General features: G+C 67.4%; 30 protein-coding genes, 1 tRNA gene and 2 pseudogenes. 5 read left to right on the top strand and 28 right to left on the bottom strand.

Annotated elements, in window-relative coordinates; all coding sequences use genetic code 11:
- Nucleotides 1–28 precede the first annotated feature (28 nt).
- Nucleotides 29–1,030 (top strand): SAM-dependent methyltransferase, encoded by a 1,002-nt coding sequence (locus ULB03_RS12565; RefSeq protein ID WP_322483439.1) that lies wholly within the window; start codon nucleotides 29–31, stop codon nucleotides 1,028–1,030.
- Nucleotides 1,031–1,209: 179 nt separating this feature from the next.
- Nucleotides 1,210–2,115, top strand: coding sequence for a sterol desaturase family protein (locus tag ULB03_RS12570; RefSeq protein WP_322483440.1), 906 nt, complete (start codon nucleotides 1,210–1,212; stop codon nucleotides 2,113–2,115).
- 20 nt (nucleotides 2,116–2,135) lie between these two features.
- On the opposite strand, the gene ULB03_RS12575 is transcribed toward ULB03_RS12570, so the two are convergent.
- The 7 genes from ULB03_RS12575 to ULB03_RS12605 form a co-directional block, all read right to left on the bottom strand.
- Entirely contained in the window at nucleotides 2,136–3,344 is a 1,209-nt protein-coding gene (locus tag ULB03_RS12575) for a BaiN/RdsA family NAD(P)/FAD-dependent oxidoreductase (protein WP_322483441.1), read from the bottom strand.
- Nucleotides 3,345–3,353: 9 nt separating this feature from the next.
- Nucleotides 3,354–3,770: an alternative ribosome rescue aminoacyl-tRNA hydrolase ArfB gene (gene arfB / locus ULB03_RS12580; RefSeq protein WP_322483442.1), complete on the bottom strand. Its 417-nt coding sequence runs from the start codon at nucleotides 3,768–3,770 to the stop codon at nucleotides 3,354–3,356.
- A gap of 134 nt (nucleotides 3,771–3,904) precedes the next feature.
- Nucleotides 3,905–4,666, bottom strand: coding sequence for a Crp/Fnr family transcriptional regulator (locus tag ULB03_RS12585; protein ID WP_322483443.1), 762 nt, complete (start codon nucleotides 4,664–4,666; stop codon nucleotides 3,905–3,907).
- Nucleotides 4,667–4,800: 134 nt separating this feature from the next.
- Nucleotides 4,801–5,430 (bottom strand): hypothetical protein, encoded by a 630-nt coding sequence (locus ULB03_RS12590; RefSeq protein WP_322483444.1) that lies wholly within the window; start codon nucleotides 5,428–5,430, stop codon nucleotides 4,801–4,803.
- A 243-nt stretch (nucleotides 5,431–5,673) separates the two neighbouring features.
- A complete protein-coding gene (gene rpsI, locus ULB03_RS12595) occupies nucleotides 5,674–6,156 on the bottom strand; it encodes a 30S ribosomal protein S9 (protein WP_050898408.1) in 483 nt (160 codons plus the stop codon).
- A gap of 3 nt (nucleotides 6,157–6,159) precedes the next feature.
- Complete coding sequence (gene rplM / locus ULB03_RS12600; protein WP_004273148.1) at nucleotides 6,160–6,621, bottom strand: 50S ribosomal protein L13; 462 nt, start codon at nucleotides 6,619–6,621, stop codon at nucleotides 6,160–6,162.
- A gap of 284 nt (nucleotides 6,622–6,905) precedes the next feature.
- Entirely contained in the window at nucleotides 6,906–7,406 is a 501-nt protein-coding gene (locus ULB03_RS12605) for a PaaI family thioesterase (RefSeq protein WP_322483445.1), read from the bottom strand.
- Between the two features lie 86 nt (nucleotides 7,407–7,492).
- Here ULB03_RS12605 and ULB03_RS12610 point away from each other — a divergent pair, with 86 nt between their 5' ends.
- A complete protein-coding gene (locus ULB03_RS12610) occupies nucleotides 7,493–7,936 on the top strand; it encodes a CoA-binding protein (protein ID WP_322483446.1) in 444 nt (147 codons plus the stop codon).
- A 17-nt stretch (nucleotides 7,937–7,953) separates the two neighbouring features.
- Here ULB03_RS12610 and cutA read toward each other — a convergent pair whose 3' ends face one another.
- On the bottom strand, nucleotides 7,954–8,286 hold the full coding sequence (gene cutA, locus ULB03_RS12615; protein ID WP_322483447.1) for a divalent-cation tolerance protein CutA: 333 nt from the start codon (nucleotides 8,284–8,286) through the stop codon (nucleotides 7,954–7,956).
- A 193-nt stretch (nucleotides 8,287–8,479) separates the two neighbouring features.
- Between cutA and ULB03_RS12620 the strand changes: the two genes are divergently transcribed.
- Nucleotides 8,480–8,836 carry a hypothetical protein gene (locus ULB03_RS12620; protein WP_416211130.1) on the top strand — a complete coding sequence of 119 codons (357 nt, stop codon included), beginning with the start codon at nucleotides 8,480–8,482 and terminating at the stop codon, nucleotides 8,834–8,836.
- 62 nt (nucleotides 8,837–8,898) lie between these two features.
- On the opposite strand, the gene ULB03_RS12625 is transcribed toward ULB03_RS12620, so the two are convergent.
- The 8 genes from ULB03_RS12625 to ULB03_RS12660 form a co-directional block, all read right to left on the bottom strand.
- Nucleotides 8,899–8,975 (bottom strand) — tRNA-Pro (locus tag ULB03_RS12625).
- A 292-nt stretch (nucleotides 8,976–9,267) separates the two neighbouring features.
- On the bottom strand, nucleotides 9,268–10,056 hold the full coding sequence (locus ULB03_RS12630) for a MerR family transcriptional regulator (RefSeq protein WP_322483448.1): 789 nt from the start codon (nucleotides 10,054–10,056) through the stop codon (nucleotides 9,268–9,270).
- A gap of 3 nt (nucleotides 10,057–10,059) precedes the next feature.
- Nucleotides 10,060–10,371, bottom strand: coding sequence for an integration host factor subunit alpha (locus tag ULB03_RS12635; protein WP_322483449.1), 312 nt, complete (start codon nucleotides 10,369–10,371; stop codon nucleotides 10,060–10,062).
- Nucleotides 10,372–10,617: 246 nt separating this feature from the next.
- On the bottom strand, nucleotides 10,618–11,592 hold the full coding sequence (locus ULB03_RS12640; protein ID WP_322483450.1) for a beta-ketoacyl-ACP synthase III: 975 nt from the start codon (nucleotides 11,590–11,592) through the stop codon (nucleotides 10,618–10,620).
- 29 nt (nucleotides 11,593–11,621) lie between these two features.
- Nucleotides 11,622–12,692: a phosphate acyltransferase PlsX gene (plsX, locus tag ULB03_RS12645; protein WP_322483451.1), complete on the bottom strand. Its 1,071-nt coding sequence runs from the start codon at nucleotides 12,690–12,692 to the stop codon at nucleotides 11,622–11,624.
- A gap of 36 nt (nucleotides 12,693–12,728) precedes the next feature.
- The gene (rpmF, locus tag ULB03_RS12650) at nucleotides 12,729–12,920 is read right to left on the bottom strand and encodes a 50S ribosomal protein L32 (protein WP_081486680.1); all 192 of its coding nucleotides are present in this window, start codon (nucleotides 12,918–12,920) and stop codon (nucleotides 12,729–12,731) included.
- A 73-nt stretch (nucleotides 12,921–12,993) separates the two neighbouring features.
- Nucleotides 12,994–13,815, bottom strand: coding sequence for a YceD family protein (locus ULB03_RS12655; protein ID WP_322483452.1), 822 nt, complete (start codon nucleotides 13,813–13,815; stop codon nucleotides 12,994–12,996).
- A gap of 66 nt (nucleotides 13,816–13,881) precedes the next feature.
- On the bottom strand, nucleotides 13,882–14,532 hold the full coding sequence (locus ULB03_RS12660; protein ID WP_322483453.1) for a ubiquinol-cytochrome C chaperone family protein: 651 nt from the start codon (nucleotides 14,530–14,532) through the stop codon (nucleotides 13,882–13,884).
- Nucleotides 14,533–14,702: 170 nt separating this feature from the next.
- On the opposite strand from ULB03_RS12660, the gene ULB03_RS12665 reads away from it, so the two are divergent.
- Entirely contained in the window at nucleotides 14,703–15,185 is a 483-nt protein-coding gene (locus ULB03_RS12665; RefSeq protein WP_322483454.1) for an outer membrane protein assembly factor BamE, read from the top strand.
- A gap of 99 nt (nucleotides 15,186–15,284) precedes the next feature.
- Here ULB03_RS12665 and ULB03_RS12670 read toward each other — a convergent pair whose 3' ends face one another.
- The 12 genes and pseudogenes from ULB03_RS12670 to glyA form a co-directional block, all read right to left on the bottom strand.
- Nucleotides 15,285–17,408 carry a sodium-translocating pyrophosphatase gene (locus ULB03_RS12670; protein WP_322483455.1) on the bottom strand — a complete coding sequence of 708 codons (2,124 nt, stop codon included), beginning with the start codon at nucleotides 17,406–17,408 and terminating at the stop codon, nucleotides 15,285–15,287.
- A 133-nt stretch (nucleotides 17,409–17,541) separates the two neighbouring features.
- On the bottom strand, nucleotides 17,542–18,021 hold the full coding sequence (locus tag ULB03_RS12675; RefSeq protein ID WP_322483456.1) for a GNAT family N-acetyltransferase: 480 nt from the start codon (nucleotides 18,019–18,021) through the stop codon (nucleotides 17,542–17,544).
- Between the two features lie 21 nt (nucleotides 18,022–18,042).
- Nucleotides 18,043–18,495, bottom strand: coding sequence for a flagellar basal body-associated FliL family protein (locus ULB03_RS12680; protein ID WP_322483457.1), 453 nt, complete (start codon nucleotides 18,493–18,495; stop codon nucleotides 18,043–18,045).
- Nucleotides 18,496–18,620: 125 nt separating this feature from the next.
- Nucleotides 18,621–19,193 carry a thiamine-phosphate kinase gene (locus tag ULB03_RS12685; RefSeq protein WP_322483458.1) on the bottom strand — a complete coding sequence of 191 codons (573 nt, stop codon included), beginning with the start codon at nucleotides 19,191–19,193 and terminating at the stop codon, nucleotides 18,621–18,623.
- Between the two features lie 124 nt (nucleotides 19,194–19,317).
- Nucleotides 19,318–19,704: pseudogene (locus ULB03_RS12690) on the bottom strand (AIR synthase related protein); the annotation flags it as partial.
- Between the two features lie 44 nt (nucleotides 19,705–19,748).
- Entirely contained in the window at nucleotides 19,749–20,300 is a 552-nt protein-coding gene (gene nusB / locus ULB03_RS12695) for a transcription antitermination factor NusB (RefSeq protein WP_246130191.1), read from the bottom strand.
- 272 nt (nucleotides 20,301–20,572) lie between these two features.
- Nucleotides 20,573–21,037 (bottom strand): 6,7-dimethyl-8-ribityllumazine synthase, encoded by a 465-nt coding sequence (gene ribH / locus ULB03_RS12700; protein WP_322483459.1) that lies wholly within the window; start codon nucleotides 21,035–21,037, stop codon nucleotides 20,573–20,575.
- An 11-nt stretch (nucleotides 21,038–21,048) separates the two neighbouring features.
- Nucleotides 21,049–22,182: a 3,4-dihydroxy-2-butanone-4-phosphate synthase gene (gene ribB, locus ULB03_RS12705; RefSeq protein WP_322483460.1), complete on the bottom strand. Its 1,134-nt coding sequence runs from the start codon at nucleotides 22,180–22,182 to the stop codon at nucleotides 21,049–21,051.
- Nucleotides 22,182–22,781, bottom strand: a complete 600-nt coding sequence (locus ULB03_RS12710; protein ID WP_322483461.1) for a riboflavin synthase — start codon at nucleotides 22,779–22,781, stop codon at nucleotides 22,182–22,184. Before ULB03_RS12710 ends, ribB begins: the two co-directional genes overlap by 1 nt.
- Before the next feature lie 166 nt (nucleotides 22,782–22,947).
- Nucleotides 22,948–23,975 (bottom strand): annotated as a pseudogene (gene ribD, locus ULB03_RS12715) (bifunctional diaminohydroxyphosphoribosylaminopyrimidine deaminase/5-amino-6-(5-phosphoribosylamino)uracil reductase RibD); the annotation flags it as partial.
- 77 nt (nucleotides 23,976–24,052) lie between these two features.
- On the bottom strand, nucleotides 24,053–24,514 hold the full coding sequence (gene nrdR, locus ULB03_RS12720; protein WP_322483462.1) for a transcriptional regulator NrdR: 462 nt from the start codon (nucleotides 24,512–24,514) through the stop codon (nucleotides 24,053–24,055).
- A 60-nt stretch (nucleotides 24,515–24,574) separates the two neighbouring features.
- Nucleotides 24,575–25,855 (bottom strand): serine hydroxymethyltransferase, encoded by a 1,281-nt coding sequence (glyA, locus tag ULB03_RS12725; RefSeq protein WP_322483463.1) that lies wholly within the window; start codon nucleotides 25,853–25,855, stop codon nucleotides 24,575–24,577.
- Between the last annotated feature and the right edge of the window lie 57 nt (nucleotides 25,856–25,912).

Below are 25,912 nucleotides of genomic sequence, written 5' to 3' on the forward strand. Positions count from 1 at the left end.
TCGACCTGTTCAGAAGTACCGAAGCGACATGACCGGTCATCCGGATGGAACCAACGCCCCGGCGAGCACGGCTCCCGGGGCGCCTTCTTTTGACGGCGCGGCCCTCCCCGCCGATATTGGCGCCGCCTATCTGGCGGCCGAGGGCTTTCTGGAGCCCCTGCTGGAGGAGCTGGACGATTCGTCGGCCATCGTCCATGGCCGCCTGGTGATCACCCAGGCGCCGCCACGCCCCGCCGCCTGGTCCATCAACACCTGGCTGAGTCCCCGGCGCATCGCCATCGCCTCAATCAAGGACGGCGCCCGCGCCCTGCGCGCCATCCAGCGCAACTGGGCGGTGTATGAGCATGGCCATCACCGGCGGTCGCGGCTGATCCAGGAACAGTTGCCGCACGTTTCGGCCAAGCCCCTGGTCTTCCCCTCGCCCGCCCACACGGCGCCCCTGGGCGCGTGGACCCTGTTGGACGAACACACCATCCTGGCCTCGCCCGCCTGCAGCAGCGCCTTCGCCAATGGCGAGGTGGCGTTCGTGGAGGACAAGGCCACGCCGCCCAATCGCGCCTACCTGAAGCTGTGGGAGGCGCTGACGCTGGCCGGGCGCATGCCGGGCCCGGGGGATCGCTGCCTGGACCTGGGCGCCTGCCCCGGCGGCTGGACCTGGGTGCTGCAATCCCTGGGGGCGGAGGTCACGGCCATCGACAAGGCGCCGCTGGATCCGCGCATCGCCAGCCTGCCCCGCGTCACCGTGCGTCGGGAGAGCGCCTTCGGCCTGGAGCCGGCCACGATAGGCCCGGTCGACTGGCTGTGCAGCGATGTCATTTGCTATCCGGAACGACTTCTGCGCCTGGTTCGGCAGTGGAAGGATGGCGGACACGCGCGCAACTTCATCTGCACGCTGAAGTTCCAGGGCGAGACCGACCATGCCAGCGCCCGCGCCTTCGCCGCCATCCCCGGATCCCGCCTGCTGCATCTCTCGCACAACAAGCATGAGTTGACCTGGATTTACCTGGCGCCAGAGGCATCAGCGTCTTAGTGGCTTTGGCTGTGACGCAGCCCCTTGCGCCGGCCCGCCTCTAAGCGCAAAACGACACCGGGGCGGTCCTGTCGCATGGGGGACCGGTCTTTGTCTGGATCACGCCAGAGGCTGGTTTTCGCCAGGCCCCGCCACCGCGTCGCGCCCTGAACACCGGGGTGCTCTAAGATGGGTGACGAATGCGCCGGGTGTTCTCTTGGATCGCGTGGCCGGGGCTGCTTGCCCTGTGCATTGCCGGATATGCCTATGGGACTGCGCTGGGCCATCCCATCCTCGCCTACAACATCACCTATTTCGGCATGGCCGGCGTCCTGCTTGTCCTGGAACGGCTCATGCCTTACGAGACGGTCTGGTCCCGCAGTGACGGCCAGATGCGGCAGGATCTCAGCCATACGGCGTTGAACAAGGGCATCGGCCAGTTCCTGGCCAGCGTCGCCGCCGTGCTGGGGGCCAGCCAGGTGGCGCCGGCCGCCGCGGGGGGCGTATGGCCGGCCCATTGGCCGCTGGCGGCGCAAGTGGTGCTGGGCCTGGTGGTGGCCGAATTCGGCCTCTATTGGGCGCATCGCCTATGCCATGAGATCCCGTGGCTGTGGCCCTATCACGCCGTCCACCACAGCGTCACCCGCCTGTGGGTGGTGAACACCGGCCGATTCCATTTCGTGGACAGCCTGCTGAGCAGCGGATTCGCCCTGGCGCTGGGTATGCTGGTGGGCGCGCCCAAGGACGTGATCGTCTGGGTGCTGGTCATCACCACCTATATCGGCTTCCTCACCCACTGCAACGTGGACATGGATTGTCGCGGCCTGAACTGGCTGTTCAACACGCCGGACCTGCACCGCTGGCACCACAGCCGCATTCCGGCCGAGGGCAACACCAATTACGGCGAGAACCTGCTGCTGTGGGATGTGATCTTCCGCACCCGCTACCTGCCGCTGGATCGCCGGCCCCCCGTGGACATCGGCACCGCCGACGCCGTGCCCCTGACCTTCCTGGGCCAGCTGGCCTATCCCTTCCGCCGTCCCCTATCCCCGGGACAGGTCGTGTCGCCCGTACTCGAGGCGCCGGCGGAAGCGGGCGGGGATTGATGCCAGCGGGGATTGATGAATCAGACGGCCTGGCCGGCGACCCAGCCCGATGACCAGGCCCATTGGAAGTTATAGCCGCCCAGCCAGCCGGTGACGTCCACCGCCTCCCCCACGAAATGCAGGCCCGGCACGGCCTTGGACTCCATGGTCTTGGACGACAGGTCGTTGGTGTCGATACCGCCCACCGTCACCTCCGCCGTGCGGTATCCTTCCGTGCCAGCGGGAACCACGGTCCACCGTTTCAGTCGCGCGGCCACATCCGCCAGGGCCTTGTCGGCCAGGTCGCGCAAGGGGCGGCTTTCCACCTCACCCGCCCCACCGTCGCCGCACAGCCGCTCGGCGAAGCGGCGCGGCAGCACATCGCCCAGGATGGTCTTGAGTTCGGCATTGGGGCGCGCGCGCTTGGCGGCCTTCAGATGCTCCCCCAAATCCAAGTCGGGCGTCAGGTCCACGGTGATGGGCTGGCCCGGCTGCCAATAGCTGGACACCTGCAGGATGCTGGGGCCGGACAGGCCGCGGTGGGTGATCAGCAGCGCCTCCCGGAAGGCGGCCGCCTTGGCGGTGCCTGTGCTGACCACGGCATCCAGCGCCACGCCGGACAGGCCCTGGGTGCGGGCCAGGTCCTGCGGCGTGAAGGTGAAGGGCACCAGTCCCGGCCGGGGCGCCACGACAGAGATCCCCCAGCGCTTGGCCAGGCGATAGGCGAAGTCCGTGGCGCCCATCTTGGGAATCGACAGGCCGCCCGTGGCCACCACCAGCTTGGGCGCGCTCATCTGACCCTGCGCCGTTTCCAGGACGAACTCATTCCCAGTCCGCTCGACCTCCCCCACCGCGCAGCCGAGGCGAAGCTCGACCCGGGCGTCGGCGGCCTCCGCCAGAAGCATGGTCAGGATGTCCCGGGCGGAGGTGTCGCAGAACAGCTGGCCCAGCTTCTTCTCATGCCAGGCGATGCCATGACGCTCCACCAGATCCAGGAAATCGCGCGGGGTGTAGCGGCGCAGCGCCGAAATACAGAAATGCGGGTTGGATGAGAGATAGCGCTGGGGCTGCGCGTCCACGTTGGTGAAATTGCAGCGCCCGCCGCCGGAGATGAGGATCTTGCGCCCCGCCTCCGGGGCATGGTCGACCACCACCACACGCCGCCCCCGCTTGCCGGCGGCGATGGCGGTGAACAGGCCGGCGGCGCCGGCGCCGATGACGATGACGTCGGGGGTGGTGGGGGCTGTCATGGGAATGTCTTAGTCGAAATCCACGGTGCCGCGCAGCCGCTTCACACCGCTGCGGGTGGCTTTGGCCTCCAGCCGCCGTTTCTGGGAGCCCAGCGTTGGCCGGGTCGGGCGGCGCGCCGCCTGGCGCACCGTCGCCTCGCGGATCAGTTCGAACAGGCGTTCACGCGCGTCCTCGCGGTTGCGTTCCTGGGTGCGGTGGCGCTGGGCGGTGATGACGATGACACCGTCCCCCGTCCAGCGGCGGCCGGCCAGGGTCTTCAGCTTGTCCTTCACCCATTGCGGCAGGTTGGGGGAGGCCGCCGCGTCGAACCGCAGTTGCACGGCGGTTTCCACCTTGTTGACGTTCTGCCCGCCGGGACCGCCGGCGCGCAGGAAACTCTCCTGCAACTCCGTCTCGGCCAACCGAATCCCCGGCGCGACCAGCACGGTCGGGCCTTGAAACGGCGGGGGGAGGACGGCGGCAGCATGGAATGGAACCAGGAGTGGGGGCACGGCCCCGATCCTAGACGGCGCGCTTCCCCTTGTCTAACGGCGGGCCCGAATGGCTGAACCGCCGCCCGTCAGGGCGTATCGACGTCCCACATGGCCACGGGCCATTCCTCCGCCAGGCGGCGGCGGACCGGGGCGGGTGTCGCCAGGGCGCGCAGGGCGTCGAAATCCTTCAGCACGGCGACACCCTCCTCCAGCGCCACGCCGTGCCGGCGCAGGTCGGCAAAAGTCCAGGCCACATCCTCCGGTGCCGCGGACAGGGCCGTGGCCAAGGTGGCGAGGTCAACCTCCAGACGGCCGCCGGCCCGCCGCTCGGCATGCTCCCGCAACAGGTGCGCCGCCAGGCGTTGGGGCAGCGAAAGTTCCCGCAGGGCCGTGACCGTCTCCACCAGCACCCGTTCGCGCGCCGCCTGCCCGGCCATCAGCGACAGCGCCAGGTCGGCGCCCGTCCCCAGACGCGCGCGCAGGGCCGCCACCGGCAATGCCAGAAGACGGGCCTGGGTCACCGCGCGAACGCTGACCGGCGCGGGGGCACCCGTCAGCGCTTCCGCCAACAGGAAGGTCGTTTCCGGGCCGTGGCGCTGCCCCACCTCGGCATTGCCCGCCACCAGGGCCACCGTGCCGGACAGCAGCACATGGATATCCTCCAAGGGCACGCCCTGCCTGGCGGCCAGGTCGCCGGGCGCGCGATCCTCGACACGGCAGGCGGCCGCCAGGGCGGAGAGCACGTCCGGCGCCAGGCGGGCGAAAGCCGGCAGCGCCGCCAGCTCCCCGGCGATTCCCAAAGCGGCGCCGCCGATGGCGCGGCCGCCCGTCGTCATATCCATCGTCATCCAACCCAACCCCATCTTGCCTGCCAACTGCCCCGCAGGCGGGGGCAACCTTATGCCCTAGGGCACACCCTCAATAGTCGAGCCTTTGCCCTAGGCCTTTTGGATACGCACCGTTCGCAAACGCGGCATTTCCATCAGCCCGGGCGCCGGTAGCGCCGCCGCTCCCGCGCCAGGGCCATGGACCGTGCCGCTTGTCGCCAGGCGGCGGACAGCACCGGGACGGCGATGGCCCGCACGCCCCGGGCGACGGCCATGACGGCCCGCCAGGCGGGAAGCGCCTTCAGACGGTCGATCCAGCCCACGATCCAGCCATGGACCCGGGCGAACCAGCGGATGGTCAACAGCTTGTGCCGGCTGCGCTGGAACAGGCGTTCCACCGTCAGCAGCTTCACGATCTCGGCCGCCACGATCAGCAGGATGCCCAGGCGGGTCTTGCCCTGGGCGATCAGCAGCGCGCCCAAGGGTTTCACCGGCTCCAGCACGATCAACGGCACCAGGAACAGGACCAAAGTGGTGCGCGGCCCCAATCGGTCGACAAACTGCCCCAAGGCCTGAAATGCCGACCAGCGGCCCATGCGGGTGGCGAAGGGGCGCACCAGGGGCAGGAAGCAGACGTCGACCAGGACATAGGCCAGGGCCGCCAGCACCGCCAAGGGCGTCACCAAACGGCGAATCCACAGGCGGGTCTGGGAACTGGGCCGCCACCCCAAGGCACGGCGCACACGGCCATGCGGTGTGGGGCCGGGCGACTTCTGATCCGCCATCCTTTTCGTCCTTTCTCTGGGCCAACGACCAGTTTCCCCCGCCCCGGACCGGGGGCAGAGCTAAGGAACTGGGGTGGGCCCATGACCTTGCGGGGACGGTGACGAGCCCCCGCCCCGCGCGCAAGGTCCACTTGGTGGCATTTATGTGGACCCTTTTCGCATATACGCGCGGAGGCCAAAAAGGAAAAGGCGCCTTCCCGAGGGAAGACGCCTTTCCGGCAAAACCATCCAAACGGCTGAGGATCAGCGCTTGGAGAACTGGAAGCTACGACGGGCCTTGGCCTTACCGTACTTCTTACGCTCGACCACGCGCGGGTCGCGGGTCAGCAGGCCGGCGACCTTCAGCGGCGGGCGCAGGGCCGGCTCGAAGTAGGTCAGGGCCTTGGAGATGCCGTGGCGCAGCGCGCCGGCCTGGCCGGACAGGCCGCCGCCGGACACGGTGCACACCACGTCGTACTGCTCAACGCGGCCGACGATCTGGAACGGCTGGTTGATCATCATGCGCAGCACGGGGCGGGCGAAGTAGACGGTGATGTCACGGCCGTTGACCGTGACCTGGCCCTTGCCCGGCTTAATCCAGACGCGGGCGACCGCGTCCTTGCGCTTGCCGGTGGCGTAGGAACGGCCCTGGGCGTCGATCTTCGGCTGAGCCGGCTCGGCGGCCTCGGTCGTCACGACGGCGGCGCCCTGCTTCAGGTCGGCCAGGCTGTTGATGGTCTGAGCCATGGATTAGGCCCCCTTGTTCTTGGGATTCAGGGCGCCGACGTCCAGCACCTCGGGGTTCTGCGCTTCGTGCGGATGCGTCGGACCCTTGTAAACGCGCAGGTTACCCATCTGACGACGGCCCAGCGGACCGCGGGTGATCATGCGCTCGACGGCCTTCTCGATGACCCGCTCCGGGTACTTGCCGTCCAGGATCTGGCCCAGGCTGCGCTGCTTGATGCCGCCAGCGTAACCGGTGTGCCAGTAGAAGATCTCATCGCTGCGCTTGTTGCCGGTCAGCTTCACCTTCTCCGCATTGATGACGATGACGTTGTCACCGCAATCCATGTGGGGGGTGTAGGTCGGCTTGTGCTTGCCGCGCAGGCGCATGGAAATGATGCTGGCCAGTCGGCCCAGCACGAGGCCGTCGGCGTCGATGAGAAGCCACTTCTTCTCGATCTCAGACGGCTTGAGAGACAAGGTTTTCATCCGCGCACTCACTCAAAATGAGGTCCGGGCCAAAATGGGCCCCAGGGCACCGCTCCTGGGACCGGCACCGAAGTGCGCGGTTTTTATGTCGGTGACGGCCGGGTGTCAACGGTAAAAAGATACCGGCCATCAAATGCTTAGCGATAAGGTATTATGATACCACAGTTGCAAACCCATTGATTTCATTGAGTTTTTTAGCGTGACGATTTCGGTGCCGTTTCCGTTTTCCCAATGAATCCAGGATATTGCCCGGATGGAGGCGCCGGGCCGTCCATTCCCCTGCCTCAGCCCCGCGGAATCGCATAGGTGCCCGTCGCGTGGGCCACGGGGTCGTCCTCCCCCTCCGAATAGAGGGTGACCTCGCCATAGGCCAGGCTGCGGCCCATGCGGACGATGCGGGCTTGGGCCACCAGCGGCCGAGCCGGCGGGCGGCGCAGGAAGGTGATGGTCATGTTGCTGGTGACCGCCAGCACGACGTGCCCCGCCATGCTGAGGACCGCGCCATAGAGCGCCACATCGGCCAGGGCGAACATGGCGGGCCCCGAGACGGTGCCACCGGGGCGCAGGAAATCCTCCGACGCCGGCATGGTCAGGGTGACGGTGCCGTGCCCCATCTCCCGGGTGCGGATGCCGGCGCGGTGGGCCTGCGGCAAGCCTGCTTCCAGCAGGCGGTCGAAGTCCGCCGGCGTGAACACCGCGGCCTTGCCCATGGCGGCCAGCGTGTCGGTTGCCGGCGCGTCCGTTCCTGGCGCATCCGTGTCGGGCGCGTGCCTGTCGTCCGTCATTTCAAATTCCCTCCCCGTATCCCATTTATGGTTTTCGCCCTGCCCGGCGCCGGGCCCATCGCCCCACCCCTAAGGATCCAGGAACCATGAGCGAGACGATCACCGATGACACGCTGCGCGACGTCTTCCTGAAGACCAGGACCGTGGCCATCGTCGGCATATCCCCCGATCCGGCCAAGCCGTCACACTATGTCCCGGCCTTCATGCAGCGTGACTACGGCTACAAGATCATCCCGGTGCACCCGGCGCACGTCGGCACCACCATCCTGGGCGAACCGGTGGTGGCCAGCCTGGCCGACCTGCCCGATGGCGTCGACTTCGTCGAAATCTTCCGCGCCGCGCCGGCCATCGCCCCGTTCGTGGTGGAGGCCGCCCAGCGCGGTATTCCCTTCATCTGGATGCCGTTGGGCGTCTGCCATGAAGACTCGGCCGCCCAGGCGCGGGCGCTGGGGTCCACGGTCATCATGGACCGCTGCCCCAAGATCGACCTGCCCCGCTTGTTCCCTAATGGCATGCCCGCCCGGCCCTAATCCCACCTGGGCCTGGATCAGTCGACCGGCGGTGGTGGCGCGGCGGTGGTGGCGATCCATTCCAGGAAGCCCGGGTTGCCCGACACCACCGGCAGGGCCACGATGCAGGGCGTGTCGTAGCTGTGCAGTTCCTTGACCCGCTTGGTCAGGGCTTCGAACCGGTCGGCGCGGGTCTTGGCGATGAAGGCGACCTCCGCCGCCGTCTCGACCCCGTCCTTCCAGCGATAGATGGATTCGGTCGCCCCCAGGATGTTGACGCAGGCGGCCAGCCGCTCCTCCACCAACGCCCGTCCGATGGTCTGCGCCTCCTCTGTCGAGGCCGCCGTCATATAGACCAGGAACGCCGCCATCACGCACCTCTCGCCTTGAAAATAATGTCCACCTAGGACGCGCCTGCCCCTGGACGCGTGGGGCGGTTTGACGTCCGGCACTGCCAGCGTAAGATACAAGAGTGCCCGGCGCCACCGTGCAGTGGATGCAGTCGGGGCACACTCTGGGCGTGGCGCCGCAGTGTGGCACGGGCGGCGATGACGGGGGCAAGTCATGGCGCAGGGCAAGGAAGCAGTTCCCGAGACGGCCACGGCGGCATCCCCGGCCACCGTGCCTCCCACCCCCGCGCTGCCCACCCCTGTGCAAAAGCGCTGGCTGCGGCGCGGCCTGGACCAGGCTGGCGGCAAGCTGCCCCTGTTCTGGCCGGACGGCAGCAAAGTCACCCCCGCCACGGTCAAGGCCTGCCTGGACGCCGGCTGGGCCACCCCCTGGTTCAGCAATCCCCTGAAACCCGATTGGCTGGTCTGCCGCCTTACGGAGGCCGGCCGGGCGGTATGCGGCAGGTCGGCGCCCCGGCAAAAAGCGAAAGGGCAAAGGACAGAGGGGAAAAAGGCGGAGGGGCTGACATAGCCCGGAAATGGAAACGGCGCCTGGTCCATTACCGGACCGGCGCCGTCTTCATAATCGAGAGATGGTCGGAGCGACAGGATTCGAACCTGCGACCCCCAGACCCCCAGTCTGATGCGCTACCAGGCTGCGCTACGCTCCGACCTCTCGAGTGAACCGCAGCGTGGGCTGCTGTTCGGGCGCGGACTATATCCACGAGGTCCCCCCAATGCAACGCTGTTGGAGGCTCCAACGTCAAAAAAATGAATTTTTCTATATATCCCTTATTTTACAAATGGTTATGCAGGTGCGACACGCTCGGGAAAGCGGGCTGGACCACCAAAAGACGCTCTCATCGCCTGGTCGATCGTCTTTTCCGGGTTGGGGTGAGGCCCCGCATCGCCGCCTTCCCCACGTGACCAGGACGGTACGGCGGAACCGATGGAGCAAGGAGCTTAGAGGACCCGCCGCAGCAGGTCGCGAATCTCTTCCAGGTCGCTCAGCACCTGACCCAGCGCTTCACGCTTGGCTGACGGCAGGCCCTTTTCACTGGCAACGCGCCGGTGATCCTGGGCACGGTGCTCGGGAGCGCGGGGCGCCACGGGCTCCGGTTCCGGTGGGGTACGCGCCCATTCCGGATCGGCCTCGGGATCGTGGTCGAACAGGCCGATGATGCGCAGCTTTTCTTCAGGCTGGGTCCGGGTCACCTGTGTCTGAACAGGCGGGGGAACGGGCGGCGGGGTTGGCGCCTCCGTCCAGCCGTCGTCGCCAGGCTCCATGCCGTCATCCACCTCGGCCTCGGGGCCAGGGGCGGAGGGCGGGCGTCGACCAGGGGTACGCAGCAGGCGCTGCACACCCTTGATGGTGTACCCTTCCTTATAAAGCAGCACCTGGATTCGGCGCAGCATCTCCACATCGTCGGGACGGTAATAGCGACGGCCGCCGCCGCGCTTCAGTGGACGGATGTGGGGGAATTTCGTTTCCCAGAATCGCAGCACGTGCTGCGGGACATCCAATTCCGCCGACACCTCGCTGATGGTGCGGAAAGCGGTGGGGGACTTGGCACCGCCGCGGCCACCACGCTCGGACACGCCCCCCGCTGTCACCTCGCTGTCCGCTTCCCCTTCCGGCACATCCGCAGCGCCCGCCCCATCCGCAGGATGGGTGTCGGTCAAAGCGACGGCGTCGCCAGTCTCGGGACCGTCAGCGGGCACCGTGGGCTCAGGTGCGGGCGTGCCGGACATGGCTTACTGTCCGCTGGCCGACAGGACTTCGTTGATGCGATTCTTCAGCACATGGCTGGCCCGGAACACCAGGACGCGGCGGGGCAGAATTGGCACTTCCTCACCCGTCTTGGGGTTGCGGCCGATACGCTCTCCCTTGGAGCGGACGGAGAAGCTGCCAAAGGAAGAAATCTTGACCATTTCCCCCCGCCCCAAGGCGGCGGCGACCTCATCCAACACGCGTTCCACCAAATCGGCGGACTCATTCCGCGACAGCCCCACCTCCTGGTAGACGGCCTCGCTCAAATGAGCGCGCGTGACGGTGTGATCTCCCATGGGTGCCCTCCCTTGACCAGTGGCCCCTTTGCCAACTGCGGGAACGGTAATGCCAGCGGGTAAAATCGTCAATTCCAAAGGTTTGCCAAAGTCTTGTCAGATTTGGCTAGACCATCCGTCAAGGTGACGCCGGTATTGCGAAGCACCCAAAAATGGTGCGGTGCGACAGCCACCACGCCATCGCCTCAAATAATGAAGGGGCCCCTGTCCAGAGGCCCATTCGCATACCAACACAGGTCGATTGACTTAGAAGCGCACCAGGGCGGCGCCCCAGGTGAAGCCGCCACCCATGGCCTCCAGCAAGACCAGTTCGCCCTGCTTGATGCGGCCATCGGTCACGGCCTCGCACAGCGCGAGGGGGATGGAGGCGGCGGAGGTGTTGCCGTGGTGGTCCACGGTCAGCACCACCTGGTTGGCGTCCATCTTCAGCTTGCGGGCGGTGGTTTCGATGATGCGGCGGTTGGCCTGGTGGGGAACCAGCCAGTCCAGGTCCGCGGGCGCCAGGCCGTTGGCGTCCAGCGCCTCCCCCACCACCTCGGCCAAATTGGCCACGGCGTGCTTGAACACCTCCTGCCCCGCCATGCGGACATGGCCCACGGTCTGGGTGGAGGACGGGCCGCCGTCGACATACAGCAGGTCGTGGTGGCGGCCGTCGGAATGCAGGTGGGTGGACAGGATGCCGCGATCCTGCGACGTGCCCTCGCCCTCCTGGGCGCGCAGCACGACGGCGCCGGCGCCGTCGCCGAACAGCACGCAGGTGCCGCGGTCGGTCCAGTCAAGGATGCGGGAGAAGGTTTCGGCGCCGATGACCAGCACGGTCCGCGCCTGGCCAGCCCGGATGAAGTTGTCCGCCACCGACAGGGCGTAGATGAAGCCGGAGCAGACGGCCTGCACGTCGAAGGCGGCGCCGCGGGTCATGCCCAAGGCTGCCTGCACCTTGGCGGCGGTGGCGGGGAAAGTCTGGTCGGGCGTCGCCGTGGCCAGCACGATCAGGTCAAGGTCGTCGACCGGGACGTTGCCGTGGGCCAGCGCCGCCTTGGCGGCGGCCAGCGCCAGGTCGGAGGTCTTCTCTCCCTCCGCCGCGATATGGCGGCTGCGGATGCCCGTGCGCTGGGTGATCCACTCGTCCGAGGTGTCGACCATCTTCGCCAGATCGTCGTTGGTCAGGACGCGGGCCGGCAAGTAAGAGCCGCAGCCCACGATGACGGAGCGCATTACCATGGGTCAACCAGCCGTGAGGGAATGGACCGTCACTGGGCGACGGCCTGGGGATCGGTACCGGAAGCGGCGGCCGCAGCCTGAAGGCTTTCCTGCAGCAGGGCCAGCTCCTTGCGGATTTTCTCGTTGAAGCCATGCTGGACCAGGTCCACCGCCACGCAGATGGCGTTGGCGAAGCCCAGCCCATCGGTGCCGCCGTGGCTTTTCACGCAGACACCCTGAAGCCCAAGGAACATGGCGCCGTTGTAGCGGCGCGGATCGGTGCGCTGGCGCAGCTTGTTGAACGCGCCCCGGGCCAGCAGGTAGCCCAGCTTGGCCAGCAAGGAGGACTGGAAGGTACGCCGCAGGAACTCGCCAATCAGCTTGGCGGCACCCTCGGTGGCTTTCAGCGCGACGTTGCCGGTGAATCCATCGGTCACCACCACGTCCACCGTGCCGGCGGAAATGTCGGTCCCCTCCACGAAGCCATGGAAGTTGCGGGCCAGGGGCGTAGCACGCAGGGCGGTCGCGGCGGCGCGGATCGACTCGTGGCCCTTCTGCTCTTCCGAACCGACGTTCAGCAAACCGATGGTCGGTTCCAGCAGACCCAGCACCGTCTGGGCGAACACCGTGCCCAGCACGGCGAACTGCACCAGGTTGTCGGCGTCGCATTCCAAGTTGGCGCCCAGATCCAGCATCACACAGTCGCCCCGCATCGTGGGCAACATGGAGGCGATCGCGGGCCGGTCGATGCCTGGCAGCGTCTTCAGGACGAACTTGGCCATGGCCATCAGCGCGCCGGTGTTGCCGGCGGAGACGACGCACGCCGCCTCACCCGCGGCCACGGCATCGATGGCCAGGCGCATGCTGGAGCCACGGCCAGCACGAAGGGCCACGGACGGTTTCGCGTCCATGGCCACAACGTCAGCAGTATGGCGAACCTGGGAGATCGCCCTCAGCGCCGGCCGGGAATCGAGCAGCGCGTTGATGCGCTGCTCGTCACCGACGAACAGGAAGTCGACATTGGGGCAGCGTTCGCGCGCAATATCCGCGCCGTCCACCACCATGTCCGGGGCATGGTCGCCGCCCATCGCGTCAAGGGCGATTCGCAGGCGTGTGCTCACCGGACAGCGACCTCCTCAAGCACCGGGCGAACCGGATCAGGCGGCAGCGGTAGCAGTGTCGACGACGACCTCACGGCCGTCGTAGTGACCGCAGGAGCCACAGACGTGATGCGGGCGGGTCAGCTCACCGCAGTTGCTGCACTCGTGGTGCGCACCGGCGCTGATGGCGTGGTGCGAACGGCGCATGTTGCGGCGGGACTGCGAGGTCTTTTTCTTAGGAACGGCCATGATCGTCTACTCTCTACTCGATTAAGACGACCACTCACGTGCCGTCTTGCTAATCATCGTCAGGCCCCATGCTTTAGCGAAATCGCCACCCTTTTCCCACCCCCAATTTGTTGGGGACGGGCTTGCGGAAAACGACGCGGGGCCAAACGACAAGGAACCCGGCCCAACCCTGGACCGGATCAAACAGGGCGCTTTGATTACTTGAAATCCCGGCAAAGGGCAAGCACCAAAGACCAAAATTAAGTCTTGGGGCGTAGCTTCGCAAGGGCGGCGAAGGGATTGGTCTTGGCCTCCCCCCCTCGTCAGGCGGAGTCGCGGTATCGGCGGCCGGCGACTCCGGCTCTTCCATGTCCCGCTGCTCCATGTCCGGGGGCGGCTCGTTGGGCGCATCGGGAAACTCTCCCTCCCCCTCCCAATCCTCGACATGGACGAACCGCTCGGCGTCCCCCTTGCGTGGGTACGGATCCAGGGCCAGGGAAAGGTGCTGGGCCACCAGCTCACCGATGTCGATGCGGCCGTTCTCGATGGGCTCGGGCGGGTCGGCCTCGTCATCGAGGCCCAGGTTCTCCAGATCCTCCTCGTCCTTGGGCACGAGGTGGGCCGGGGCGAACAGGGCCTGGAAGCTGTCGCGCACGCTGGCCGCCAGGGGCTCCAGCGTCACCACGCAGCTCTGCACCACCTCCGCCTCCAGCTCGCCGGTGACACGGACCATCTGGCCGCCCCGGATGCGCCGCAGACGCACCAGCGCCGTCAGGCTGTCCAGCGACACCAGGTCCAGGCGCTTGGCCAGGGCGGCGCGTTCCGCCGGCGTGGCGGTGATCTTCTCCACGCTCTCGCGGGCGGAGACCTTGTCGGCGATGACGGGGCGGGAAAACTCAGGGGTCATGTCGGCCATGACGGCAACTCCACACGCTCAATATCAAAGAGTAAGGGGCACTTATAGGGTAAGGGAACCGCACGCTCACAGGACCGGCGGGGCGGCGAAGACCGGTCCCCGTGCCAGGATGTCGGCCAGGGGCATGGCGCCCAGCCGGTCGGCGGAGGCCCGGACATAGGCCGCGACGGCGGCCACCTCTGGCCCATCGGGCAGGGTGGAGCCGAAAAGATTGCGGTCCAGAGCCGCCTCCAGCGCCGGCGCCGGCGCTTTCAGGCCCGACTCGTAGGCGTCGGCGCGACCATAGAAATGCGTGCCCAGGTCCTTCACCTTCTTGCCCACGACCATTTCGCTGGCGCCCAGTTCCCGCAGGCTGAAATCCAGGTCGGTGAACATATGGTCGAACAGGGCCTGGTTCAGGGCCGCGAGATCCGGCCCCTCGGCCGCCAGCCGGCGCATCACCAGCCAGGCATGCAGGGTCACCACCTCGAACCGCCCTTCGACAGTATCGGGAACGCCGCGCCCCTCACCCGCCAACGCGGTGTAGGCCGACGCGGTGTAGAAGGCGGGATGGCGCGCCTGCTCGACGATGCCGGCGTACAGGCGCAGGACCGCCGCTTGGTGGCGGTTACGGCCGAACAGGGACTTCAGCAAGGCAATCACGGCACGGAACCCGGCTTTCGTTGACAGGACAAAGCGGCTGGTGCGATTGTCACCGGCCAGATGGGGGGTGGTCATCCACCGGTCAAGCGTGACGCGGAACGTCGCGCCGGATGGGGATGGCAGAAACCCGGGCCGGTTGGTGCTCTGCGCCGGATTATCGCATCCCCTGCGACGGACGGGCGGTGCTTCAATCGTGGAATGGGGCCGACCCGCGATCAACGCTCTTGGGATTAACGTCTTAGACCATGCCGAACAAGACCCTTAAGTTGCTGTCTCCCGCTGGCCTGATTGGCCTGGGCCTTGTCGGGATCGGGCTGACGGCCTGCACGCCCACCATCAACAACCGCGGCAACCTGGTGGAAAATCGCCGTCTGGTCGATGTCCACCCGGGGACCAGCACCAAGGAAGACGTGCAGAAGGCCCTGGGCTCGCCCAGCACGACCAGCACGGTCGATGCCAACGTTTGGTATTACATCGGCGCCATCACCGAGAACGAAGCCTTCTTCGATCCCGAGGTCGTTCAGCAGCGGGTGCTGCAGGTCAGCTTCAACGACCAGGGCGTGGTCAGCGCCATTGGCGACATCGACCTGAACCAGCAGCAGGACATCAGCCCTGAGGACCGGGAGACCCCGACGGCGGGCCATGAGGTCACCTTCCTTGAGCAGTTGATGGGTAACCTCAACCGCGAGAAGAAGAAGGACGACAAGAAGAAGAAGGGCGGCGGCTGAGCCGGCACCCGTACGACGGAATGGAAAACCCCGGCGCGACTCCGTCCCGCCGGGGTTTTTATTTGCACGCGAGTCGCTCCCAGCCGCGCTGGGGGTAACTCAGCCGTGGGCCAGGATGGCCAGCAGCAGCAAGGCCACGATGTTCGTGATCTTGATCATGGGATTGACGGCGGGGCCCGCCGTGTCCTTGTAGGGGTCGCCCACCGTGTCGCCGGTCACGGCCGCCTTGTGCGCGTCCGATCCCTTGCCGCCGTGATGGCCTTCCTCGATGTACTTCTTGGCATTGTCCCAGGCGCCGCCGCCCGAGGTCATGGAGATGGCGACGAACAGGCCGGTGACGATGACGCCCAACAGCATGGCGCCCACGGCCGAGAACGCCGCCCCCTTTCCGGCGATGGCGTTGATGATGAAATACAGGGCCACCGGCGCCAGCACCGGCAGCAGCGAGGGGATCACCATCTCCTTGATGGCGGCGCGGGTCAGCAGGTCCACGGCCCGGCCGTAATCCGGCTTGGACGTGCCCGCCATGATGCCCGTGTTTTCCCGGAACTGCCGCCGCACCTCCTCCACCACAGAACCGGCGGCGCGGCCCACCGCCGTCATGCCCATGGCGCCGAACAGGAAGGGCAGCAGCCCGCCCAGGATCAGGCCCACCACGACGAAGGGGTTGTCCAGGCCGAAGTCCAGCGTGCCCGACAGATCCGCGAAATAGGGATAGTCGTCAGGCTTGCTCATGAAATAGTGCAGGTCCTCGTTATAGGCGGCGAACAGCACCAGGGCGCCCAGGCCGGCCGAGCCGATGGCGTAGCCCTTGGTCACCGCCTTGGTGGTGTTGCCCACGGCATCCAGGGCGTCGGTGGTCACGCGCACCTCCGCTGGCAGGTCCGCCATCTCCGCGATGCCGCCGCCGTTGTCAGTAACGGGGCCGTAGGCGTCCAGGGCCACGATCATGCCGGCCAGGGCCAGCATGCTGGTGACGGCGATGGCGATGCCCATCAGGCCCGCCATCAGGTGTGTCACCAGGATGGCGGCGCAGATGACGAGGGCCGGCAGGGCCGTCGACTCCATGGAAATGGCCAAGCCCTGGATGACGTTGGTGCCATGGCCGGTGGTGGAGCTTTGTGCCACCGACTTCACCGGGCGGTAGTTCGTGCCGGTGTAATACTCGGTGATCCAGACGATCAGCGCCGTCACCAGCAGGCCAACGACGGCGCAGCAATACAGGGTCTGGCCGGTGAAGTCCTTGCCGTTGACGGAGAAGGCGGTGGCCAGGTGGTCGGGCAGCACCCAATAGGTGACGGCCCAGATGCCGACCAGGGACAGGACGCCAGTGGCGATCAATCCCTTGTACAGCGCGCCCATGATGTTGCCGCTGGCCCCCAACCGCACGAAATAGGTGCCGATGATGGAGGTGACGATGCAGACGCCGCCGATGGCCAGCGGGTACAGCATCAGCGGTGCCAGCAGGTCCGTGCCGGCGAAGAAGATGGACGCCAGCACCATGGTCGCCACCGTGGTGACGGCGTAGGTCTCGAACAGGTCGGCGGCCATGCCGGCGCAATCGCCCACGTTGTCGCCGACATTGTCGGCGATCACGGCGGGATTGCGTGGATCATCTTCGGGAATGCCGGCCTCAACCTTGCCCACCAGGTCGGCGCCGACGTCCGCCCCCTTGGTGAAGATGCCGCCGCCCAGGCGCGCGAAGATGGAGATGAGGGAGGCACCGAAGCCCAGCGCCACCAGGGCGTCAACCAGCGGCCGCCCCGAGATCCCCAGTTGGGAAAGCAGTCCGTAATAGCCCGACACCCCCAGCAGGGCCAGGCCGGCGACCAGCATGCCGGTGACCGCGCCGGAGCGGAAGGCGATGGACAGGCCCGCCGCCAGGCCGTGGCGTGACGCCTCCGCCGTACGCACGTTGGCGCGCACCGAGACGTTCATGCCGATGTAGCCGGCCGCCCCCGACAGCACCGCCCCCACGACGAAGCCCAAGGCGACGTACCATTTCAGGGTGACGTACAGCAGAATGGCGAGGACCACGCCGACCACGGCGATGGTGCGGTACTGGCGGTTCAGGTAAGCCCCCGCCCCCACCTGGATGGCGGCGGCGATTTCCAGCATGCGGGCGTTGCCCGGGCTGGACGCGAGAACGGATCTGGCGGTGAAAAGACCATAGAGCACGGCCAAGGCGCCGCACCCCCATACGAAGGGAAGCACTCCTGTCATGGCGTTTCCTTTTCCCAGACTGGTTTCCCAGAGCGGCCGCCGCCCCAATTCTGCACGTTGGGTGTCAGTCGCCGCTTAGCCTTGAAAAAGTGACATGGAAACAGGGCCTAAGCAATCGCCCGTAGGAAACGCCCTAAAGAGACAGGAAGTAAAACCGCGTATCCACCGCCATTCGGGGAAAGGTTGGGGGTAACTCATCAGGGGTAATCGCGGAAAAACCGCTTTTCTCGTAAAAGCGATGGGCGGCCAAGAACTTAGCGGTGGTGCCCAAATACAGGGTGGTGAGGCCCGCCGCCCTGGCATGGGACAGCAAAACCGCCAACAATCGCGCCGCCGCCCGATGGGGCGCGCCACGGTGGCTGGGGGCCACGAACATCTTGCGCAGGGCGCCGGCCCCGTCGCCGATGTCCTTCAGCGCGATGCTGCCGACGATGGCGTCCCCCTCCACCGCCACCCAGAACTGGCCGGCGCCCGTCTGGTAAAAGCCTGGAATGTCGCGCAGATCCGGCTGTTCCTCATAGCTTATGGGGATGCCGAACTCCTCCCGCTGGATGGGGACGATCAGCGCCGCGATGCCCGACTCGTCACCGGCGCGGTAGTGGCGGATATCCATGCGCGGGTCCCCCTTAAGCCCTCAGTAGGCCGGGTGCTGGTTCACGGCCTGGATCAGCACGTCGTCCACCACGCCCTCCCCCATCACCTTGGTGGTCGCGTCGATCAGCCACCGGCGCACCTGCACCACATCGATGACCTGGCCGGCCTTGATCTGCTGCTGCCCCAGCTTGCCGTACAGGGCCTCGATATAGGCGTTCTGCAGGCGATAGCGCTGTTCCTTGACCTTTTCCTTGGCCTCGTCGGACGGCACCTGGATCTGCACCTGCAGCAGCAGGTTCTGCTCGATCTGCTTGTCGCCCATGATGGGCAGGACGAAGGGGCCGATATCGACGAACTGCGGCGGCCCTACCGGCTTCTTCTTCTCCTCCTCCACCTTGGGCTGGGCGTCCTTATGCACAAGGAAGATATAGCCGCCCACGCCGGCGCCGATCAGCGCCAGCAAAGCCACCAACAGGAAAAGGATTTTCTTCATCGACAGGACATCCAGTGGGAAGATCGAGGGGGCAAGCGTCCGCCCCCGCGCCATCCTAGCGCCTGGACGTTAAAAAACCGTGCCGCGCCAATGGCAAGGCAGCCCCGCCCCACCATAGACCAGGATCAGAAGTGCTGCCAGCCGGCGACGCGCGGGGTGACGTCCCGGCCCATGACGTCCACCAGCCGGGCGGGGCCCGTGCCGTCGGTCCAGCCGCCGCCAGCGGCCAGCGGGCGTAGGCTGCCGATCTCGGTGACGGTCATCTTGGCCTTGGCCGCCGCCATCATGATGCTGGCGCGCGCGGCGGGCGGCGCGGTGAACACCACCTCGTAATCCTCGCCGCCGGTGACCAGGTCGGCAATGGTGCAGGCGTGGGCGGCCAGCATGCGGCGCGCCGGAGGCGACAGGGGAACACGCTCCGCCTCGATCATGGCCACCAGGCCGCTTTCCCGCACGATATGCCCCAGGTCGGCCAGCAGTCCGTCCGACACGTCGGCCGAGGCGGTGGCGCCGGCGCGCAGCACCGGGCCCAGTCCCAGGCGCGGACGGGGACGGTAGAAACGATCGAGCAGAAAAAGCCGATCCTCTTCCGGGACCGGCCCCTTGCGCTGGCGCGCCAAGGCCAGGCCCAGGGTGGCGTCGCCGATGGTGCCGGTGACGAACACCAGGTCGCCCGGCCCCGCCCCCCGGCGGCGCACCGCCGTGCCGGTGTCGATCAGGCCCAGGGCGCTGATGGCCAGGGTGATGGGACCGTCGGTGACGGTGCTGTCCCCCCAGCAGATGGATGCCGAATTCGGCCTGGTCCGCCGCCAGGCCGCTGGCGAAACCGGCCAGCCACGCTTCCGGCAGGGTGCGGGGCAGGCTGGTGACCAGGCTGTAGGCCAGGGGCTCCGCGCCCTTGGCCGCCAGGTCGGACAGGTTGGTGCGCAACAGCTTGCCCGCCACCAGCACCGGCGCGTCGTCGGGGAAGAAATGGACGCCGGCCACCATGGCGTCCGTCGTCACCACCAGTTCCTTGCCCGGCGGCACGGTGACGTAGGCGGCATCGTCCCGCAGCCCCTGCGCGCCCGGGAAGCCTTGGGCGAGGGGCCGGAAATAGCGGGCGATGCGATCGAATTCGCCCAGCGGCTCCAATGGGGCGCCGGGTGCCACTGCCGGGGTGCTGGGATTGGGCTCTGGGTCCACCATCCGCGGGATCACCCTTTCCATACGCCCGGTTCAACGCCCACGGGGCAGGCGCGAACCAGGACCGATCAGGCGGGAGCGTTGCCGCCCGCGCGGGCGGCCATCTCATCCGGACGGACGATGCGGGCGACCCGATCCAGAACGCCGTTGATCATGCCGGGTTCCCGGCCGGCGAAGAAGCCGTGGGCCACGTCGATGTAGTCGTTGATGACGATGCGGGCGGCGGTGTCGCCGCCGGACAGCAGCTCCCAGGCGCCGGCGCGCAGGATGGCGCGCAGCAGCAGCTCCAGCCGGTCCAGGTGCTGGCGGTCCAGCGCCTGAGCCAGCACCGGGTCGATCTCATGCTGGCGCGAGGTGGCGCCGCGCACGATGGCCGCGAACAATTCCCCGTCGGCCGAGACGTACCGGTCGCCATCCAACTCCTGCCCCAGGCGGTAGTTGGCGTATTCGGTGATGATCACCTCGGGCGAGCTTTCGGTCAGCTCAATCTGGTACAGCGCCTGGACGGCGTTCAGGCGGGCGGCGCTGCGCCGCGCCTTGGCCGAACCGGCGCGCTTGGGCACAGGGGGCTTCACTTCCGGCGTGGGCGCGGGGGGGGTGACCTTTTTACGGGGAGCCATGATGTCGGAAACGCTTTTCGCCAGGAAGGAAGGGGGAATGGAAAGTAGGGAAAGATGCGGCAGCCGGGCCCGCCGGCCAACCGAAAAATCATCCGGCATAGCGGGCCTGCCCGTAAAGCGGCCACTCACCGACGCTGAACACTGACGCCCGTTCCTGCCAATATAGGACGCGACCGCGTCCGCCGGAGCTTTCCGGGTAAGCGCAGCGGACCGGAAAGCGAGGATGAGGCAAGGCCGCGGATGCGCCCGCCCGCCGCCTGAGGGCATACGAACTAACGCGTATTCAATCTGAACTGGCGCTTCAGCTCGATCATTTCCAGGCAGGCGCGCGCCGCCTCCCCGCCCCGGTTCTTCTGCGCCACAGAGGCGCGGGCCCAGGCCTGTTCCCGATTCTCCACGGTCAGAACGCCGTACCCCAGGGCCAGGGTATGGCGGAGCACCAGGTCGTTCAGGCCCTGCGCGCACTCGGCAGCCACGGTGTCGTAGTGCGTGGTCTCGCCCCGGATGAGGCAGCCCAGCGCCACATAGCCGTCGAAACGGCGGCGGCCGGAGTAGAAGTCCATGGACTTCACCGCGTACTGTAGCGCCGCCGGCAGTTCGAAGGCGCCAGGCACCTGGAAGTGCTCGTAGCTCGCGCCCGCCTTGGTGATCTCGGCCACGGCTCCACGCACCAGCTCTTCGCCGATGTCCTCATGGAACCGGGCCTCGACGATCATCAGGTGGGGGGCTTCGGCCAAAGACCGGCTCCTCAGAGGGCGGGGGGACGCGGCGGAATGGAGCGCTGGCTGAGGATGGTCAGCCCATAGCCGTCCACGCCCACCAGCGTCTTGGGGTTGTTGGTCAGCAGGTGCAATTCCTTGACCCCCAGATCCAGCAGGATCTGCGCGCCCACGCCATAGTCGCGCAGTTGGCCGCCATCGGGCGCGCCAGCGCCATCCAGCGCCCGCAGCCGATCCACCAGCGAGAAGGGCTGCGCGTCGCGGATGACGACGATGACGCCCCGCCCCTCGCGCGCCACGGTGCTCATGGCGATGTCCAGGTCACCGGCCCCCTGGCGCCGCACGTCGCCCAGCAGGTCGTGCACCACCTCCAGCGCGTGCATGCGGGCCAGCACCGGCCGGCCGTCGTCCACGTCACCCATGACCAGGGCCAGATGCTCCGCCCCGGTGATGCGGTTCTTGTAGACATGGACGGTGAAGTGGCCGCCATGGCGGCTTTCGATGGCGGTGGTGTAGACACGCTCCACCAGCGTCTCGGTGCGGCGGCGATAGGCGATCAGGTCGGCGATGGTACCGATCTTCAGGCCATGCTCGGCGGCGAAGGGCAGCAGGTCCGGCAGGCGGGCCATGGTGCCGTCGTCCTTCATGATCTCGCAGATCACGCCGGCCGGCAGCTTGCCCGCCAGGCGGGCGATGTCCACTGCCGCCTCGGTGTGGCCGGCGCGAACCAGCACGCCGCCGTCGCGCGCCACCAGCGGGAAGATATGCCCGGGGGAGGCGATATCCTGCGGACCGCTGTTGGGGTCGATGGCGACGGCGATGGTGCGGGCGCGGTCGGGAGCGGAAATGCCGGTGGTGACCCCTTCCCGCGCCTCGATCGACACGGTGAAGGCCGTCTGGTGGCGGGAGGCGTTGTCCCGCGACATCAGCGGCAGGTTCAGGCGGTTGATCTGGGCCTGGTCCATGGACAGGCAGATCAGGCCGCGGCCATGCCGGGCCATGAAGTTCACCGCCGCCGCGTCGCAGCACTCCGCCGGGATGACCAGGTCACCCTCGTTCTCGCGATCCTCGTCATCCACCAGGATGAACATGCGGCCGGCGCGGGCCTCCTCGATCAATTCCTCGGGGCTGGACAGGGCCACGGAAACCGGCGTGTTGCTCATTATTTCGTTTCCACCAGACGGGCGACGTAACGCGCCAGCATGTCGACTTCCAAGTTCACCACACCGCCGGCCTTCAGATACTGGAAGGTCGTCATTTCCTGGGTATGGGGGATGATGTTGATACCGAAGCGCGTCCCCTCGACCGAGTTCACGGTCAGCGAGACGCCATCCAGGGCGACGGAGCCCTTGGCGGCGATGAAGCGCGCCAGGTGCGGCGGCGCATCGAACCACCAGCGCTGGCTGTCGCCGTCCGGCTGGACGTCGGCGATGTCGATGACACCATCGACATGGCCATAGACCAGGTGGCCGCCCAGTTCGTCGCCCAGGCGCAGCGAGCGCTCCAGGTTCACGGGCGTGCCGGCCTGCCAGGTGCCGGTGGTGGTCTTGGAATGGGTCTCGGCGGAGACGTCCACCTTGAACCAGCCCCGGCCGTCGTCGCGGCCCGTCTCCACCACCGTCAGGCAGACGCCGTTGCAGGCGATGGAGGCACCGATGGCGATCGTCTCCAGGTCGAACCCGGTGGCGATGGTGAAACGGGTATCGCCACGCCGTTCAACAGCGGTGACCTGCCCGACATCCATGATGAGTTCAGTAAACATGGCGACAAACTAGGCCCGGCCGCTGCGGCTGGCGAGTGGAAAATGCGGACTTTTCCTACGCCTGACCGCAGGCCGGTCACCCGATGCGGCGATAGCTCTCCGCCTTGTCATCGCCGGCGGCGCGCACATCCACGCAGGTGAAGCGCGGGGCGGCGTCCAGCCGTTCCAGGCCGAAGCCCTGCGCCGCAGACAGGCCGTCGCCGCCAATGACCTTGGCCGCGCGATACCATTCCAGCCGGTCGACCAGATCCTCCTTGAACAGGGAGGCCGCCAGTTGCGCCCCCCCTCCACCAGCACCCGGGTCAGGCCCCGCCCGCCCAGCGCCGCCATCACGGTGCCCAAGGGCATGACCCCGACGGCATCCGGTTGGATCTCGATGACCTCCACGCCGCAGTCCTGATAGGCGCGGCGGCGGCGGGCGTCGCCCCCCGCCAGGGTCGCCACCCAGACCGGCACGCGCCGGGCGTCGCGCACCAGCCGGCTGGTCAACGGCAGGCGCAGGCGGCTGTCGACCACGATACGGATGGGGGAGCGGTCCTCCAGCCCCGGCAGGCGGCAGGTCAGTTCCGGGTCGTCGGCCAAGGCCGTGCCGATACCCACCATGATGGCGTCATGGGTGGCGCGCAGGCCATGCCCCCAGGAGCGCGCGACGGGACCGGTGATCCATTGGCTTTCATGCGCCTTGGTGGCGATGCGGCCGTCCAGCGTGGTGGCCAGCTTCAGCGTCACCAGGGGGCGCCCCTCGATGACGCGCCGCAGGAAGCCCTCCGTCACCAGCCCCGCTTCCTCCTCAAGCAAACCGAGGTCCACGGTGATTCCCGCGGCCCGCAGGCGGGCGATGCCCCGGCCGGAGACGCGGGGGTCGGGATCGCCGATGGCGACGACCACCCGCGCCACGCCGGCGGCCACCAGGGCATCGGCGCAGGGCGGCGTCTTGCCGACATGGCTGCAGGGTTCCAGGGTGACATAGGCCGTGGCGCCCTCGGCGGCGCCGGCGGCCTGGGCCAGGGCCACCGTCTCGGCATGCGGCCGGCCACCGGGTTGGGTCCAGCCCCGGCCGACGACACAACCGTCGCGGACGATGACGCAGCCCACGGCGGGGTTGGGCCAGCAACGCCCCAGTCCGCGCGACGCCAGGGACAGGGCGGCGCGCATGTGCGCGACATCGTCGGCGGTGAAAGGGGTATGGGTCATGCGGCCTCTCCTCTTTGACCAGGATGGGCCGTCAGGCGGGGCTGGTTCAAGCCCCGCCTTGCACGCGCCTACTGCCGTCAGGCTTCAGGATCGGCCTTAAGATGACCGACGAACTCGTTGAAATCGGCCACCTCGCGGAAGTCCTTATAAACCGAGGCATAGCGGATGTAGGCGATCTGGTCCAACTGGGCCAGCGTGTCCATCACCATGCTGCCGATCTGCTTCGACGGGATTTCCGTCTCACCGGACAACTCAAGCTGACGAACGATGGAATTGACCACCCGGTCGATGCGGTCGGCATCCACCGGACGCTTGCGCAAGGCGACCCGCATCGACCGCAAGACTTTCTCACGGTCGAAGGGTTCGCGCTGCCCGGTCGCCTTCACCACGGTCAGCTCGCGCAATTGCACGCGCTCGAACGTCGTGAACCGCGCGCCGCAGGAGGGGCAGAAGCGGCGGCGGCGGATGGCGGAGTTATCCTCGGTAGGCCGGGAATCCTTCACCTGGGTATCGTCGTTACCACAAAACGGGCAGCGCATTACTCCTGTTCCCCCTCCTTATGAGGCCGTTTAACCGGCCTTGTTTCGGTAAACCGGGTGTCAGTAAATCGGGAAGCGGCGGCAGAGCGCCTGAACCTTTTCCCGCACCCGCGCCTCGGCGGCCGAATTGTCGCCGTTGGACTTGGCCAGCGCGTCCAGCACCTCGATGATCATTTCGCCGACCTGGCGGAACTCCTCGGTGCCGAAGCCGCGCGTGGTCGCGGCCGGGGTGCCCAGGCGGACACCGGAGGTCACCATCGGCTTTTCCGGGTCGAAGGGCACGCCGTTCTTGTTGCAGGTCATGCCGGCGTGTTCCAGGCTGACCTCGGCGTCGCGGCCGGTCAGCTTCTTGGGGCGCAGGTCGACCAGGACGATGTGGCTGTCGGTGCCGCCGGACACGATGTCAAGGCCACCCTTGATCAGCACATCGGCCAGCACCTGGGCGTTGGCCTTCACCTGGGCGGCGTATTCCTTAAACTCCGGCTTCAGCGCCTCACCGAAGGCCACGGCCTTCGCGGCGATGACGTGCATCAGCGGGCCGCCCTGCAGGCCGGGGAACACGGCCGAATTGATCTTCTTGCCCAGGTCCAGGTCGTTGGACAGGATCATGCCGCCACGCGGACCGCGCAGGGTCTTGTGCGTGGTGGTGGTGACGATGTGGGCGTGCGGCAGCGGGCTGGGATAGACGCCGGCGGCGACCAGGCCCGCATAATGGGCCATGTCCACCATCAGATAGGCGCCGATCTCGTCCGCGATGGCGCGGAAGCGGGCGAAGTCGATCTCACGCGGGTAGGCGGAGGCGCCGGCGATGATCAGCTTGGGCTTGTGCTCGCGGGCCTTGGCCTCCATCGCGTCGTAGTCGATGCGGTGGTCATCCGGGCGCACGCCATAGCTGACGACGTTGAACCACTTGCCGGACTGGTTGGCGGCGGAGCCGTGGGTCAGGTGGCCGCCATGGGTCAGGTCCATGCCCATGAAGGTGTCGCCCGGCTTCAGCAGGGCCAGGAACACCGCCTGGTTGGCCTGCGCGCCGGAATGCGGCTGGACGTTGGCGTAGGCGCAGCCGAACAGCGCCTTGGCGCGGTCGATGGCCAACTGTTCGGCCACGTCGACATACTCGCAGCCGCCGTAGTAGCGCTTGGACGGATAGCCTTCGGCGTACTTGTTGGTCAGGACGGAGCCCTGGGCCTCCAGCACGGCGCGGGAGACGATGTTCTCCGACGCGATCAGCTCGATCTGGTCCTGCTGGCGGTGCAGTTCCTCACCGAGGACGCGGGCAAGATCGGGATCGGCCGCCGCGAGCGTATCGCTGAAAAAGCCGGCGCTTTGAGTAAAAGCCATTCTGACAACCCTCTGTGATGCGGATCCGCGTCGTCTGGACCCGCGCCGGGGCGCCGG

It is taken from the genome of Nitrospirillum goiasense (assembly GCF_034427435.1).
In the GTDB taxonomy this organism is placed as follows: domain Bacteria; phylum Pseudomonadota; class Alphaproteobacteria; order Azospirillales; family Azospirillaceae; genus Nitrospirillum.